Source organism: Fusibacillus kribbianus (genome assembly GCF_030053595.1).
Lineage (GTDB): Bacteria > Bacillota > Clostridia > Lachnospirales > Lachnospiraceae > Lientehia > Lientehia kribbiana.
Genome location: NZ_JASGBQ010000002.1, coordinates 188511 through 204441 on the forward strand (window position 1 = coordinate 188511; position 15931 = coordinate 204441).

Sequence of the window (15931 nt, forward strand, 5' to 3'; positions counted from 1 at the left end):
CTCCAGGGTTTTCTTTTTCTTCTTATTCCCATGCAAGCAGCACCTCACTGACAGATGCCGCCAGATCCGCCGCTGTCATGGAACGGCGGCCATATCGCTCAGCCGCTTTGTCTCCGGCCAGCCCGTGCAGGTACACGCCAAGCTCTGCCAGATCCGCCACAGCACCGTTTTGTCTTTCTTCCGCCGAAAGGCCTGCCAGAAGGCCGCCAAGGATTCCGCTCAAAACATCTCCGGAGCCTCCCGTGGCCATGCCGTCATTTCCGGTGCAGTTGATATAAATTCCTTTTTCCGACGCTACCACCGTCCGGGCATCCTTGAGCACACAGACAGCTCCCGTTTCCCGGTGAAAATCCGCTGCTGCTTTGATGGGATCCTCTTTCAGCTCTGCAACTGTTTTTCCTGTCAGCCTTGCCATCTCTCCCATATGGGGTGTCACCACCGTGTTTTTATGAAGATACCGGAAAAGCTCTCTGTTTCCGGACAGAAGATTCAGAGCATCTGCATCCAGAACACAGGGGATTTCCCTTTTCTTTGCTTCCTGTAAAAGTCCTGCCAGAAGCTTCCCGGCATAAGGCTCTGTCGAAAGCCCCGGTCCGGCCACCAACACTGCCGCCCGTTTTAAGAGACCTTCATACTTCTCCTGCTCCGACCCGTTTTCTACCGCCGGGGTATAGACAGTCACAACCGCCTCCGGCACCAGGGTCTGAACGATCGGCCTGTTTTCCTCCACCGTATAGACCTCCACCAGCCCGGCGCCTGACCTGTAGGCACTCTTCGCACTGAGACAGGCAGCCCCGCTCATACCGGCACTTCCCGCCGCCAGAAATACCCGGCCGAAGGTTCCCTTATTCCCGTCCGCCGGACGCCTGGGAAGACGTCCCTTTTCCCCCGGAAAGAAGGTTCTTGCCAACGGTTCCATATGCGGGATCGGCGCAAACCCGATATCCGCCACGATCCGCCGTCCTGCATAGGACGTCCCCGGATAAAGCACCATACCGACCTTCTCATAACCAAAGGTAACTGTCACATCTGCTTTTACAGCAATGCCAAGTACCTGCCCGTTCGATGCCGAGATCCCCGACGGAATATCCACCGCCAGAACTCTGCTGCCCCCGGAAGCCGCCCGGTTCACCAGGGAAACGGCTTTCTCGGCCTCCCCGGCAAGGGGCCGGGACAGTCCAATGCCAAAAATCGCATCCACCACAAGCCCATAGGGGCTTTCTATACTATATTCCGGAAAACTGTCCATGGTGTTCACCGGGATATCCAGTTTTTCCAGGATTCTTCTCTGGACCGTATGTTCCTCTGTCGCGCGGGCAGGATCTCCCACCAGCAAAACCTCCGCCTTCCGGCCATGGAGAACCAGCATCCTGGCTGCGGCAAGACCATCGGCTCCATTGTTGCCCATTCCGCAGACAAAAAGCACCCTGTCCTCCGGCTTTGACAGTTTTTCTGCTTCCCGGGCCACCGCAAGGGCCGCCCGCTCCATAAGCACCAGGGACGGAATCCCCAGCGTCTCGATATTATAACGGTCCACAGCCTTCATTTGGCTGCCGCTCAACAGCTCCTGCATGGGTCACTCCTTTACATAAGCAAAATTCCCCGTCAGAATGACAGGGGAATCTCTATTACTTCTGGTCTCTTTTTTCTGAAATCCGATAAGAAAGCTGCATCAGACTCTCCGACAGGTGGACGTTTTCCACCACCACATCATCAGGCACCCGAAGATCCAGATGAGCAAAATTCCAGATGGCCTTGATTCCACAGGCAACCAGACGGTCCGCCACCTCCTGGGCTGCATGCTTCGGAATCGTCAGCACAGCGATATCAATGTGATGCTCCGAAAGGAAGGACTCCAGGTTTTGCATATCCAGAGTCATAATGCCGCGTACCGTCTTCCCGATCCGTTCCGGACTCACATCGAAAAGCGCCTGGATCATAAAGCCCCGCCGTTCAAAATTCGAATAATTGGTAAGGGCCTGTCCAAAATTTCCGCCTCCGATAATGATCATATTGTTCTGACGGTCTATACCGAGAATTTTTGCGATTTCATTGTACAGATACTGCACATTATATCCGTAGCCCTGCTGTCCGAAACCGCCGAAATTGTTCAGGTCCTGACGGATCTGAGAGGCAGTCACACTCATCTTCTCGCTGAGGTCATTGGAGGAAATCCTCTCCACCCCACTCTCCAGCAGTTCTCCCAAATATCTGTGATACCGAGGCAGCCGTTTGATGACCGCATTGGAAATTTCCTTTCGTTCCACGTTTTTCACCTGTTTTCCATTTTTTCTATGATGTCTTTTTACCCAAGTCCGGGATTAAAAGCTAATATCCCTTATTTATTATAGACTCCCTATACTTTCTTGTCAAATAACTTTGACAATTTTCTTTGTAACTATTACAATGTATGTTGTTGCAGCATGCCTTATGAGGCACTTATGTGAGGAGGAATTAGGAATCATGATTTTAGCCTGCCATCAGATCAGCAAATCCTTCGGAGACGTTTCCATCATCGAAAACGGCTCCTTTCATATAGAAGACCGGGAAAAGGCTGCCATTGTCGGCATCAACGGAGCCGGAAAATCCACCATTCTGAAGATCATTACCGGTGAGCTTTCTGCCGACAGCGGCACGGTTGTCCTTTCCAAAGATAAAACTCTGGGATATCTGGCCCAGCACCAGGAATGCACGTCGGATCAGACCATTTACGACACTCTTCTGGAGGTCAAGCAGGATATCATTGACCTGGAAAAGAGACTGAGAGAGCTGGAAGCCTCCATGAAGCATGCCGACGGCGAAGAGCTTTCCCGTCTTATGGACGCCTACACAAGGGCCAGCCATGAATTTGAACAGGCCAACGGTTACGCCTGGAAAAGTGAGATCGTCGGCGTATTGAAGGGCCTCGGTTTTTCCGAGGAGGATTTCGGAAAACAGGTTTCCACCCTCTCCGGAGGGCAGAAGACCCGCGTGTATCTGGGCCGGCTGCTGCTTTCCAGGCCCGACATCATTCTTCTGGACGAGCCCACCAACCATCTGGACATGGCCTCCATCGCCTGGCTGGAAACGTATCTTCTGAATTATCCGGGAAGCGTTCTCATCGTAGCCCATGACCGCTATTTTCTCGACCGCGTCGTCACAAAGATCATCGAGATCGATCAGGGCCATGTCACCATGTTTTCCGGCAACTACACTGCCTATGCCGAAAAGCGGGCCATGCTCCGGGAAGCCAAAATGAAGGAATATTTAAATCAGCAGGCGGAGATCCGCCATCAGGAGGCTGTGATCCAGAAACTCCGCTCCTTCAACCGTGAGAAATCCATCCGCCGTGCTGAGAGCCGCGAAAAGCTGCTTTCCAGAATGGAACGGGTGGAAAAGCCCACAGAAGCCGCCTCTGCCATGCACATAAAGCTGGAGCCTCAGGTCATGAGCGGAAATGACGTGCTGACGGTCCGGGAGCTTTCCAAAGCCTTCGGGACCAACACCCTCTTTTCCGATGTCTCCTTCGAGATCAAACGTGGAGAACGGGTGGCTGTCATCGGAAACAACGGTACCGGAAAGACGACCCTTTTAAAAATCATAAACGGTCTGCTGCCCGCCGACCACGGCGATATCCGTCTTGGTTCAAGGGTAAAGATCGGTTATTACGATCAGGAGCAGCAGGTACTCCACATGGAAAAGACTCTTTTCGACGAGCTTCAGGATGCCTATCCGTCCATGGACAACACTCAGGTGCGAAGCGTTCTCGCCGCTTTTCTCTTTACCGGCGACGACGTATTCAAGCTGGTGGGAGATCTGAGCGGTGGAGAACGGGGACGGGTATCGCTGGCAAAGCTGATGCTCTCGGAGAGCAATCTCCTGATCCTGGATGAGCCCACCAACCATCTGGATATCGTATCCAAGGAGATTCTTGAGGATGCTCTCAATAACTACACCGGAACGGTCCTCTATGTGTCACACGACCGGTATTTTATCAACCGGACCGCCACCAGAATTCTGGAACTTAAGGGGCAGACCTTTATCAATTACATCGGCAATTATGATTATTATCTGGAAAAAAGAGAAGCCCTGGCAGCCGCCTATGTCGGAAAGGAAACGGCAGAAGCACTCTCTCCTCAGCCGGTCCCTTCGGATAACCGTCTGGACTGGCAGGCCCAGAAGGAAGAAAAAGCCAGAGAGCGGAAACGCCAGAATGAATTAAAAAAGACGGAGGAAGAAATCTCCTCCCTGGAAGAGAGGAACGCTCAGATCGACGAACTGTCTGCAAGACCGGATATCTGCACCAACATGAGCGAGCTTCTGAAGCTGACCCATGAAAAGGAAGAAAATGATACAAGGCTCTCCGCCCTTTACGAGCTTTGGGAGAGCCTTGCAGAATAGGTTTACCGTTCAGATTGTTCAGTTTTTCAATGCCGCGAAGGCTGTTTCAAGGATCTCCTCCGGATCGATCCTGTCACAGGCCTCCTCGCGGCTTTCTTCTTTCACCGTACACTGGATCATTCTTCCGTCGGAAAGCACAGTCCAGGAATTGTACTCTTCGCAGTAAATGGTCCCCAGATAGAGATAGGAAAGCTTCGTGTAGGAAACGGTCCTTCCGCCAGCTGTCACAGTTGTCTGCGGTTCCATGGATACCTTCGCATAGTCGCCGGAGGTGAGCATGTAGGCATAAGTGGATTCCTGAACCTGGGCCAGATCCTCCTCCCCGTAATTGTCATCGAGGGTATAAAGGCTGTAGACCAGAGAAAGCTCATGGACTCCATCGTTTTCCTTACTGTTGAATTTAAGCCAGGTTTTGTCGGAGCCGGCATCATAGGAGAAGCCTGCCGGCACTGCAATATTGGCTGTGCTGTCATCCCAGCTTGTCCCCAGAACGTACTCTCCGGACTCATTCTGCTGGATCTCAAAATCTTTGCTTTCCGGTTCTTCCGGATCAGACGTCTCACTTTCCTCCGGCTGCGAGGTCTCCAGAGCATCCATATCCATGGCTGACGCCTTCACCTCTTCCGGCACTGTGATCTCACCAACCCCGTTTAATACATAGCCGGACATGGTGACACAAAAGGCCGTCACTGTAATCTCGTCAAATCCTTCCGCTTCCCGGTTGGCCTGCATGAACGCATTGTAGCTTTCTGTCAGGTCTATGGAGATCGCAGAAGGGATCCCGCTCTCCCCGTCAACGGTAAGCGTCACTGCCGCATCCAGATCTCCATAAGAGTCTTCAGAGGTAACGCCTCCCACAGAAGGGTCGAGAAGTTTAGAAAAATCTCCGCCCTCAATGACACCGCTCACCTGATAAAGTTTCTTTCCGCCTTCTCCCTGTGTCTCTTCCATCGTCAGAGAATCAGAATTTTTGAGCAACATATCCAGGGTTTTCGATGCATCTGCCTGGGTATCGGCACTGTCCGCTTTCTGCTTTAACCACTGTCCCGCGCTTTTGGTGTAGGTCACATAGCTGTCACCTTCCTTCACCGCATAGGACTCTGTATCCACGGTAATGCCGGATAGATTAATGTTAATGGTCCCCTTCATATGGGCTGCCTCCGGTTTCCGTACCATTTCCATATCCTGGGAAACCTTACATTCGAGGGTCGCCTCAACTCCCTGGGCGCTGTAATCCATAGCCATTTCAATGGAAAGCTGTCCGCTCATGGAATCTGCCCCGGCCAGGGCGTCTCTCGCCTGCTCCACCAGCTCCGAAGCCGCCGCCGGTTTTCCGGATGTCTCACTCGTTTCTGTCTCTTCTGTGTTCTTTTTGCCGCATCCCCCAAGAACTCCTGCCGCCAGTACAAGCACAAGAATCCATGCGGAAAATAATCTTCTTTTCTTCATAGAATCTCCGTTCTGCCGGTTTTTCCGGCACAAAAGCTGTCTGAATCCTGCCACTTTATCCTATCACGGTTTCAACAGTCTGGCAATATGAATCATTCCCCAGCCCTGCTGATTTCTGGGAAGCCCCAGATCCACGGCACTCTCCCTGAGCCTAAGCTTCACCTCTTTGGGAGTCATGTCCGGCTCCTTTTCGAGGAGAAGAGCCAGTGCTCCGGATACCACCGGAGTTGCCATGGAAGTGCCGCTCTTGACTCCGTACAGACGGGTGTCCTTTCCGTTCCTGGCATTGCAGGAAACCACTGCCGCCCCCGGCGCCACCACATCCGGCTTGCAGATGCACCTGTATGTGGGTCCCCGACCGGAATAATCCACCATGGAGGTGCCGCACACCTCCACCGCCTGATGATCATCGGAGGATCCGACCGTGATGACCTTCCTGCTGATTCCGGGCGTCGTCACCGACCGGGCTCCCGGCCCCTCATTTCCTGCAGCCACCACAACCACCAGTCCGTCGGCCCATGCAGCCTCCACACCACGGATCAGGGCAGATTCCTCCCCGGTTTCCTTTCTCGGAACAGAGCCCACCGAAATATTGACGATCCGGATCCCATATTCCTTCTTGTGGTCTCTCAGCCACCGGAGTCCCTTCAGCAGACTGGAAACCGAACCGTTTCCCCGACTGTCAAGGATCTTGATTCCGATGAGACTGCAGCCCGGTGCCACTCCCTCATAAAGGCCTCCTGACCCTTCTCCGCTTCCTCCCAGCACCCCCATCACATGGGTCCCATGGGAATTGTCATCATAAGGAGTTCTCTTTCCCGAAAGCATGTCTTTAAACGCAAGAAGGCGCCGGCCAAAATCCGGATGGGGATAAACTCCCGTATCCAGGACTGCGACTCCGACGCCTTTTCCTGTCAGATTCTGTTTTCTGGCCCATTCGGTGCCAATCAATTCATGTACGCGGTTCACCCTGCGCCTCCTGCAAAACGGTTCCTCACTCTATCATATTCTGAAAGATGGAAACCGCCACAGTCAGGCCTCCAGCCGTCCCCGGATCTCCTTAATGAATTCTCCGCTCTCCGCCACATGGGGATTGGGGATCGTGGTCATCAGCGCAAGATCCTTTGTCATGATTCCGCTCTCAATGGTGGCAATGGTGGCCTTCTCAAGCTTGTCTGCAAAGGCCATGAGGGCTTTATTCCCATCCATCTCTCCGCGCTTTCTGAGAGCGCCGCTCCAGGCAAAGATCGTAGCCACGGAGTTGGTGGAGGTGGATTCTCCCTCCAGATATTTATAATAATGACGCTGCACGGTACCATGAGCTGCCTCATACTCGTAATTGCCGTCAGGAGAAACCAGCACGGAAGTCATCATGGCCAGAGAGCCGAAGGCGGTGGCAACCATATCGCTCATCACATCTCCGTCATAATTCTTGCAGGCCCAGATATAGCCGCCCTCCGATTTGATGACTCTGGCCACTGCGTCATCGATAAGGGTATAGAAATACGTGATGCCGGCCGTTTCAAACCGGGCTTTATAATCCCGCTCGTAGATCTCCTGGAAAATATCCTTGAAGGTATGGTCATATTTCTTGGAAATAGTATCCTTGGCTGCAAACCACAGATCCTGTTTTGTATCCAGCGCATAGGTGAAGCAGCAGTGAGCAAAGCTCTCTATGGACCGATTCAGATTGTGCATGCCCTGGAGCACACCCGGTCCCTTGAATTCATGGATCAGTTCCCTGGTCTCCACCCCATTCTCATCGGTATAGACAAGCTCACAGGTGCCGGGTCCGGGAATCTTCATCTCTGCTGCCCGGTATACATCGCCGTAGGCATGACGGGCAATGGTGATGGGTTTCTTCCAGGTTTTTACATAGGGTTCGATGCCCTTGACAATGATCGGTGCCCGGAAAACCGTTCCGTCCAGGATCGCTCGGATCGTTCCATTGGGGCTCTTCCACATCTCTTTCAGCCCGTATTCCTTCACACGGGCGGCATTGGGAGTGATGGTGGCACACTTCACCGCGACGCCGTATTTTTTCGTAGCCTCCGCCGCATCCCTCGTCACCTTGTCATCGGTGGCATCCCGGTTGGGAAGTCCCAGGTCATAGTATTCTGTCTTTAAATCAATAAAAGGAAGCAGAAGCTCCTCCTTGATCATCTTCCACAGAACACGGGTCATCTCGTCGCCATCCATCTCCACAATGGGAGTCTGCATTGTAATTTTCTCCATAATGTCCTCCTTGTAAGCCCAACTGGTTTACATTATAGGCACATTTCTGACGGGTGTCAACAAAATCTCACCGATCTCTGTTCCCGGATAAAAGTACTGCAGGATCTCCTGACAGGTTTTTCCTCTGGCTGACAGCGCACTGGCCGCTGTCTGACTCATACCGACGCCATGTCCGTAGCCGCCTCCGTGGATCACATATCCCTTCAGACTGTCTTCCTCCTGTTTTTCTTCCAGCCAGATACTGGCACTGGGAAGGATCGTTTTCCCCTCTGCCTGGCTGCCGTCGCTTTTCTGATACACCTGTTCTGTACCGCCCAGAAAAGCCCGAAGTGGTCCCGGCCTCAGGATCTGCACCGCCCCTTTGGTTCCCTCCACCAGAAAAATACTCACGTAACCGCTCCGTTCTCTTTCCAGTACCGTCATGGAAACGATTTCTCCAATGGTTTCCGGCCCGTCTTCGTCCGCCTCACAGAAGCTTCCGTCCTCCTCCCGGAACAAAACAAGCTCCCTGTGATTCTTCGCGTATCCCTTTAAAAAGCTGTCCATCCTCTGCTTCAGCGTCTCAAGAGACACCTCAGTTTCCCATCGATACCAGGGTGCGCTGTATTCCAGATTGGTTGGATCCCGGGTTTCCAGATAGGTCCGAAAGGCGGACTCCTCTGACAGATCCGGTGCCTCCCCGTCTGACATACTGATGCTCTTAAGATAAGGAGATCCATTCTCACTTTCTCCCCACACAGCCAGATCATTTCCATAGCCGCAGGAGGTCGCGTAATAATAGGCTGTCACCAGCTCCCCGCCGCAGGTGATCACCTGCCCTCTCGTTTCCTCCACCGCCTGTCTGGTTAACGGATCTGTTTCCGTATTATTATAGACCTGAAAAGCCGTCGTATCGTCCACATGGGCTCCCCATAGACTGTAGGTTCCCTTTTCGATCTGCCGGCAGGCATAGCTCCTGGCGCAGACAGCCTGAGCCTTCAGGGCCTCCAGTCCATAGCTTTCCGGCATTTCACTGGGGACCACGTAACAGAGATATGTCTCCAGATCCACCTCATTGATGATCAGAAGCCCGTTATCCGAGCAGACCACCTCCGCCGTTCCCTCATACCAGGGTTCTCCGTATTTCCTCGAAAAAGAGGTAAATCCGATTTTTCCTCCCTCATCCGGCACAATTCGGATTCTCCCCTCTGAAAGTCTGGCATCCGCCGCCGCCATCTCCACCAGTTCCCCCGCCCCATGGCGTTCCGATTCCTCCTTCCCGTAATACACGGTAAAGCCATGGTCAGAGGTAAAGGAAACCGTCTCATGATAGATGGAACCGATCCGGTAATCGGTCAGAAGCACCCGGATACTTCCGGCTAAGACCGGTTCTCCAAGGATCACTGCACAGATCTTCCCTCCTGCCACAATATAATCGGCCTGATCGTAGCCCACCGTCAGCTTTTCCCTGGTGAATTCCTCAAATCCATCCCGGATCTGAAAGACCCGAAACTTCTCGTCCGTCGGAATCCTTCCGTAACCCTCAATCTCCAGCTCCGTCTCCCCTAAAGCCAGGAGCTTTCCACGGATAGAATCCCGTTTAAGAAAAATCGCCGATACTTTCCCCTCCTTCATGGTGATATCCGCAACTGCCTGTCCGCATTTTTCGCCCTCTCTGCCCAGCGAAAGCTCTCTCCAGATACCGCACACATTCACTCTCAACGCCTGGTTTTCATAGCTCTCAATCCATACGTTCTCATATGTAATTTCATCAGACAAAAGCTCCGTAACCATCAGAAGCTGATTTCCTCTGACCAGCCCTTTTACAAGCCTGTCCACATACCGGTCCATGGAAAGTCCTTCAAAAGAAAAAACCCCCTGATCGGTATAGACCTCCCAGGCTCCCGCCTCTGAAAGCTGATTGGGCGTGCCGATGATCGTCAGTTCTTTCCGGACGACCGCTCCTTCCCTGTTATATTTTTTCAGAAGCAATTCATAAAATGCCTCCCATTCCTCTTCTGTCACGTTCCCCTTGCCCGGATTAAGTTCTTCCGTCAGCGAAAGCTTCTCCGCCATCGAAGCAAGCTCATTCCATGTCAGAAGGCCTTCGTAGGTTTCCCGGTCATCCGGTATCACTTCTTTATCCCATACCCCTTTTTCATAAAGGCAGGCTCCATACGGCATATACCAGGCTCCGGAAGCATTCGCTTCTCCGGCGCCTTTGATCTCCTCCGCAGATGCAAGCAAAAGCGCTGTCTGTCTGGCTGCCAGAGCCCTTGAAATACCGTCGGTATCCTCCTTTTCCGTCGAAAAGCTCCGGATACACAGACCGACAATTGCGAGAAGAGCAAGCGCTAAAAAGATTCCCGGAAGCATTTTTCTTCTGTTTGAGCTTCTTTTTCTGCCCATTCCTTACCTCCTTTTGGCAGCCGCCTTTTCGCCCAAAAATAAAAGACAGCATACTATCATATAATAATATGCTGTCTCTCTCTTTCGTATTCCCCCGAAATGCCGTTTCCTGTACTTTTGATTCCTAGCCCTCGCTAGGTGGGTAACCGCAAATGAACTTCTGCCATCCACTCTGAGGAGGCCCGACATCCGCCCATCAATATAGGAATCCCGTTTTCAAATCTGTAGGTTCAAAACATACAGGATGATCGAACATTCCAGGTTGAAATACACTTCAAATTTTCTATTAGCTATTATATACCAGAAGCAGCTTTATGACAAGGGTAATTTCTGGCAAAATAACGATCTCTAGTAACGCAGAAGAAGCTCTCGATAAAACTTCATAGCTGATTCCAGTGCGTCACAGGGAATCTTTTCATTGACCTGATGAGCAGCGCCCCATCTTGCGTCTCTGAAGAAACCGGTATGACGGAATACATTGTCGCAGATCACAGGGAAGAATCTGGAATCTGTACCGCCTGCCAGAAGCCCCGGAATCACCAGGGTATCCTCACCGTAGTTGGCCTTTGCAATCTCCGCAATGAGCTTGTAAGGTCTTCCGTCCACAGAAGAAGCCGGCTCCGGATCCTCTCCCAGGACCTTTCTCACCTGTACATCCTCCGGGATCACGGAACGGAAATGAGCCAGTAAGGATTCCTCCGTATCGCCCTGAAGCACACGGCAGTTCATGATCATGCTGGCATGCTCAGGCAAAATGTTGGACTGCTGGCTGCCCGATGCCATCGTAACAGCGCATGTGGTATGAAGCAGGGAATCCAGCTTCTTATCTTCTTTTGCCATGGCACAAAGCTCCTCCCAATGTCCCTTGGGATCAGCATAAACAGCCGCCTTCTCACCGGTCATACACTGGGACATAGCTTTCAGCTGATTTTCAACAATGTCAGTCAGGCGATAGGGGAAGGGATTTGCTTCCAGGGCAACAACTGCTCTGGAAACAGAACCAAGTGCAGTTCCCTGTCCGGGTTCCATAGAATGTCCACCCGCATCATCCTTATAGATTTCGTAGTCATGGTAAGCCTTTTCACCCAGCTCTACCTGGCAGACATAGCCGTCATAACCCATGACTCTTCCATCGGTAATGCCGCTTCCCTCATCAAATACACAGCCGAGACGTACGCCCTGCTCTTTTAAATAATTGACGATCTCCTTTGCACTCTTAACCGGTGCCTGGACCTCTTCATTATAACCGTATGCCAGATAAATATCATAATCCGGCTGGAAGCCCTCTTTGATCAGAGCCTCCACAGTCTCCATCTCTGCCAGAATGACACATTTACAGTCGGTGGTACCTCGGCCCCAGATACAGCCCTCTGCCACTTCTCCGGAATAAGGCGGATATTTCCACTTGTCATGATCACCTTCGGGCACTACATCCTGATGTCCCATCAGAAGTACCGGAAGCTTGTCAGAGTCCTTTCCCTTCCACTTGTAAAGCAGACCTGCCTTACCGATCACCTTTTTTTCCATCGTGGAATGGATCGCAGGAAAAATCTCCTCCAGATACTGATGGAATTTTTCAAACTGACCAAAATCCATTTTGGAATCATCCGCATTGGAAACGGTAGGAATCTGAACCATTCCCTGCAGATGCTTCACATACATCTCATTCATCTCTATTTCCCTCCTTTATTAATATGGTGCCAGAATCAAACAGGCGGCCGGAAAGGCCGCCTGCAATAGATCTCAATTTTGGAAATTACTGATTAACCTTCCAGGTCCAGGTCTTCCAGTTAAGCTGTCCGCTCAGATCATAATCAACACCGGATACCTTATCCTTGTTGTATGCAGCAAGGAAGTTTGCGGAGTAGAGGTAGCAAACAGGTGAATCATCTAACAGATGCTGCCATACATTCACAAATGCTTCTGCTCTTTCCTTTGTATCAAGTACAGAGTTGGTGGAACCAAACAGCTCGGTGTAGGAATAATCCATGATGCAAGGGAAGTTCTGGTTGGTACCAAGGCCAAGCCATCCAAGAGGCTCGGTAGGATCGATGGAACCGGCAGATCCGCACATACCAAGATCATAATCACCGTCACGCATCATCTGCATCAGAGTAGGGAAGTCATACTGAGTGATGTTGGTCTTCACGCCGATAGCTTCCAGATCCTGCTGAATCAGAACGGTAGACTGAATACGAACTTCATTGCCGACAGGAACGATCAGTTCCAGAGTCTGGCTGAAGTCGAAGCCGTTGGCTTCCAGTTTTGCCTTAGCTGCTTCAGGATCATATTTAGGAAGAGTCAGCTTGGACTCATCTACGAAAGGATGCTCATTGCTGAAAGGTGCGTAAAGAACAACGCCCTGGCCTTCAAGGAGGTTATCTACGATAGCCTGACGATTTACAGCCATGTTGATAGCGTTTCTGCACTCTGCGTTGGGAATCTTGTCGCTGGTGCAGTTGATGATCATTGCCTGATATGCCCATGTAGTAGCGGAAACAGTCTCAAGGTTCTCCTCTTCCTGTGCTGCCGGCCAGTCAGACAGAGGCATGGAAGCAACACCTGCGCCTGCGATTACGTCTACTTCGCCGCTGATCAAGCTGGAAAGAAGCTGGCTTCCTTCAACGACACGGATAACAAGACGGTCGATATCAGGAGTACCAAGGAAGTAATTCTCGTTCTTAACCATCTCAATACGCTCACCATCGATGGAGGTATCGTAAATGAAAGGACCGGAACCGATCATATTATCTTTCCAGGGACCTGCCTCGTTCAGCTCAGCTACAGAGTACTGGCTGTAGATGTGCTCAGGAATGATATAGAAGTAACGGTTCATCATGGTCAGGAAGTTCAGCTCATTCATGGGCTCTTTGAAGGAAAGCTTAACGGTATAATCGTCAATCTTTTCCCATCCGAAATCAGCTTCGTTTTCGCAAACGCCGCCTTCGGTAGTACCCTTAACGAACTTCATCTGGTCTCTCTTTACAGAGTTGAACTCAGGATTGCAGTCCAGCTTTGCGCTGAAAATAACGTCGTCAGCAGTTACAGGCTCGCCATCGCTGAATTTTGCAGCCTCATCCAGATGAATCGTCATGCTGGCATGGTCAGGAGCGATCTCATAGCTCTTTGCCAGACGAGGCTCAACAGTACCATCCTTTAAAGTTACCCAGAGACGATCATACAGCTGATCGGAAATGATGTCGGTGTAATTGCCGGCATCAAAGTAGGGGCACCAGGTTGCCCATGAGTTGGTGATTGCCATGGTGACAATCTTCTCTGCTCCGGTGTTCTCGGAGCCCTTGTTCTCTTCTGCTTTTGTCTCGCCGGCTGCCTTTGTCTCAGTAGCTGCCTTAGTGCCGCTGTCGCTGCTTCCGCCGCAGGCTGCCATGCTGAGAACCATCACGCCTGCAAGCAGAACTGCCAAGAAACGTGTGCTCTTCTTCATATTGTTCCTCCATATAATATTATTTATTTGTATCAACCGGTTTTTCCGGCAAATACCTGATCAATCGTACAGGTGACATGCAACCTGATGTCCGCCTCCCATATCCTTAAGTACAGGAGCCTCCTCCTTGCATCTCGCTGTGCAGTGCTCACATCTTGTGTGGAACCTGCAGCCTGCAGGAGGATTATAGGGACTGGGCAGATCACCCTCCAGGATCTTCGGTGCCGCCTTCTTCTCCGGATCGGGGAGAGGGATCGCCGACAGCAGCGCTTTCGTATAAGGATGAAGCGGATTCTTGTATAACTCATCCTTGGATGTGATCTCCACGATACCGCCAAGGTACATAACAGCTACTCTGTCGCTGATATGCTTTACCACGCTTAAATCGTGGGAAATAAACAAATATGTAAGTCCAAACCGCTCCTGAAGCTGATTCATCAGATTCAGTACGGATGCACGCACAGAAACGTCAAGAGCCGATACCGGTTCATCGCAGACTACAAACTCCGGATTGGAGATCAGAGCCCTTGCAATTCCCACACGCTGTCTCTGACCACCGGAAAATTCATGGGGGTAACGCATCATATGCTGCTCACCCATACCTACGATCTCCAGCATTTCCTTTACCTTATCCAGTCTCTCCGCAGGAGTTCCCACCTGAAATACATCCAGAGGAGCCCGCACAAGTTCCAGAATGTTCATTCTGGGATTGAGACAGGAATAAGGGTCCTGAAAGATCATCTGCATCTTCTGTCTCATCAGACGCATCTGCTCATTGCTCAGCTTATTGATATCCTGACCATCGAAATAGATTTCTCCCGAGGTGGACGGTGTCAAACGAAGGATCGTTCTTCCGAGAGTAGATTTTCCACAGCCGGACTCACCTACAAGTCCCAGAGTCTCGCCTTTTTTAATCTGCAGGCTGACACCGTTTACAGCGCTTACATAAGTCCTCTTGCTCTTTAAAATACTTTTGGAGGCAACGAAATATTTTTTCAGATTCTTCACTTCAACTAAGGGTGTTTCACTCATGCTTCGTTTTCCTCCTTTCTGTTTTCTTCATCGTATTTCCAGCACCTTACCTGACAGTCACCATACTGAATCAGGGACGGTTCCTCCGTCTTACACTTTTCTGTTGCATACGGACAGCGAGGCCAGAATTTGCAGCCTGCCGGCATATTGTACTGATTCGGTACAGTACCTTCAATGGTAAACAGGGAATCTACCTTCTCATCCAGTCTGGGAATGGATTTCAGCAGTCCGACCGTATAAGGATGCTTCGGATTCTTAAAGACTTCTTTTGCACGTCCGTACTCAACCACTCTGCCGGCGTACATGATCATGATAGCGTCGGCCATGGAAGCCACAACGCCCATATCATGGGTGATCAGCATAATTGCAGAACCGGTCTCATCCTTAAGTTCTCTCATCAATTTAAGGATCTGTGCCTGAATGGTCACATCGAGTGCCGTAGTCGGTTCATCAGCGATCAAAAGCTTGGGATTGCACATGAGTGCCATGGCGATCATAACTCTCTGCTTCATACCGCCGGAGAGCTGATGAGGATATTCCTTCAGTCTCTTCTCGGGGGAAGGAATGCCTACCTTGATCATCATGTCCAATGCCAGCTTCCTTGCCTCACTTTTTGACACATTTCTGTGAGTCTGAACGGTCTCCATCAACTGCTTTTCGATGGTCATGACCGGATTCAGGGAAGTCATGGGATCCTGGAAGATCATGGCAATATCCTTGCCGCGCACCTTGCACATTTCCTTTTTGGAAAGCTCCACCAGATTGCGGCCGTCAAAATTGATCTCACTACCCTTTTCGATCTTCGCATAATCTATCAGAAGATTCAGGATCGAAAGAGAAGTCACGCTCTTTCCGCATCCGGACTCTCCTACTATTCCGAGGATCTCACCGGGCGCCACCTGAAAATCCACGCCGTCAACAGCCGGCACAACGCCCTTTCTGGTATAAAAATATGTTCTCAGATTTTTTACTTCCAATAATGGCTTCTGTTCCTGCATGGCT

General features: G+C 51.1%; 11 protein-coding genes, 1 other RNA gene and 1 pseudogene. 2 read left to right on the plus strand and 11 right to left on the minus strand.

Features of this window, described 5'->3' with window-relative positions:
- Window positions 1-22: 22 nt before the first annotated feature.
- Both QJ036_RS02595 and QJ036_RS02600 read right to left on the minus strand, forming a co-directional pair.
- Window positions 23-1573: an NAD(P)H-hydrate dehydratase gene (locus QJ036_RS02595; RefSeq protein ID WP_283229878.1), complete on the minus strand. Its 1551-nt coding sequence runs from the start codon at window positions 1571-1573 to the stop codon at window positions 23-25.
- Between the two features lie 55 nt (window positions 1574-1628).
- Window positions 1629-2267 (minus strand): redox-sensing transcriptional repressor Rex, encoded by a 639-nt coding sequence (locus QJ036_RS02600; RefSeq protein ID WP_283229879.1) that lies wholly within the window; start codon window positions 2265-2267, stop codon window positions 1629-1631.
- 196 nt (window positions 2268-2463) lie between these two features.
- On the opposite strand from QJ036_RS02600, the pseudogene abc-f reads away from it, so the two are divergent.
- Window positions 2464-3903: pseudogene (gene abc-f / locus QJ036_RS02605) on the plus strand (ribosomal protection-like ABC-F family protein); the annotation flags it as partial.
- A gap of 48 nt (window positions 3904-3951) precedes the next feature.
- Window positions 3952-4380, plus strand: coding sequence for an ABC transporter C-terminal domain-containing protein (locus tag QJ036_RS14305; RefSeq protein WP_416388537.1), 429 nt, complete (start codon window positions 3952-3954; stop codon window positions 4378-4380).
- Between the two features lie 18 nt (window positions 4381-4398).
- On the opposite strand, the gene QJ036_RS02610 is transcribed toward QJ036_RS14305, so the two are convergent.
- The 9 genes from QJ036_RS02610 to QJ036_RS02650 form a co-directional block, all read right to left on the minus strand.
- Window positions 4399-5829 (minus strand): DUF6612 family protein, encoded by a 1431-nt coding sequence (locus QJ036_RS02610; protein WP_283229881.1) that lies wholly within the window; start codon window positions 5827-5829, stop codon window positions 4399-4401.
- Between the two features lie 63 nt (window positions 5830-5892).
- Window positions 5893-6798, minus strand: a complete 906-nt coding sequence (locus tag QJ036_RS02615) for a S8 family peptidase (RefSeq protein WP_283229882.1) — start codon at window positions 6796-6798, stop codon at window positions 5893-5895.
- Between the two features lie 63 nt (window positions 6799-6861).
- The gene (locus QJ036_RS02620; RefSeq protein WP_283229883.1) at window positions 6862-8064 is read right to left on the minus strand and encodes an NADP-dependent isocitrate dehydrogenase; all 1203 of its coding nucleotides are present in this window, start codon (window positions 8062-8064) and stop codon (window positions 6862-6864) included.
- Between the two features lie 27 nt (window positions 8065-8091).
- Entirely contained in the window at window positions 8092-10452 is a 2361-nt protein-coding gene (locus QJ036_RS02625) for a SpoIID/LytB domain-containing protein (protein ID WP_283229884.1), read from the minus strand.
- Window positions 10453-10539: 87 nt separating this feature from the next.
- A non-coding RNA gene (gene ssrS / locus QJ036_RS02630) (6S RNA) lies at window positions 10540-10719 on the minus strand.
- Between the two features lie 81 nt (window positions 10720-10800).
- A complete protein-coding gene (locus QJ036_RS02635; protein ID WP_283229885.1) occupies window positions 10801-12123 on the minus strand; it encodes a M20/M25/M40 family metallo-hydrolase in 1323 nt (440 codons plus the stop codon).
- A gap of 85 nt (window positions 12124-12208) precedes the next feature.
- Complete coding sequence (locus QJ036_RS02640; RefSeq protein ID WP_283229886.1) at window positions 12209-13897, minus strand: ABC transporter substrate-binding protein; 1689 nt, start codon at window positions 13895-13897, stop codon at window positions 12209-12211.
- Between the two features lie 60 nt (window positions 13898-13957).
- A complete protein-coding gene (locus QJ036_RS02645; RefSeq protein WP_283229887.1) occupies window positions 13958-14929 on the minus strand; it encodes an ABC transporter ATP-binding protein in 972 nt (323 codons plus the stop codon).
- Entirely contained in the window at window positions 14926-15927 is a 1002-nt protein-coding gene (locus QJ036_RS02650) for an ABC transporter ATP-binding protein (protein WP_283229888.1), read from the minus strand. The genes QJ036_RS02645 and QJ036_RS02650 overlap by 4 nt, the downstream gene beginning before the upstream one ends.
- Window positions 15928-15931 lie beyond the last annotated feature (4 nt).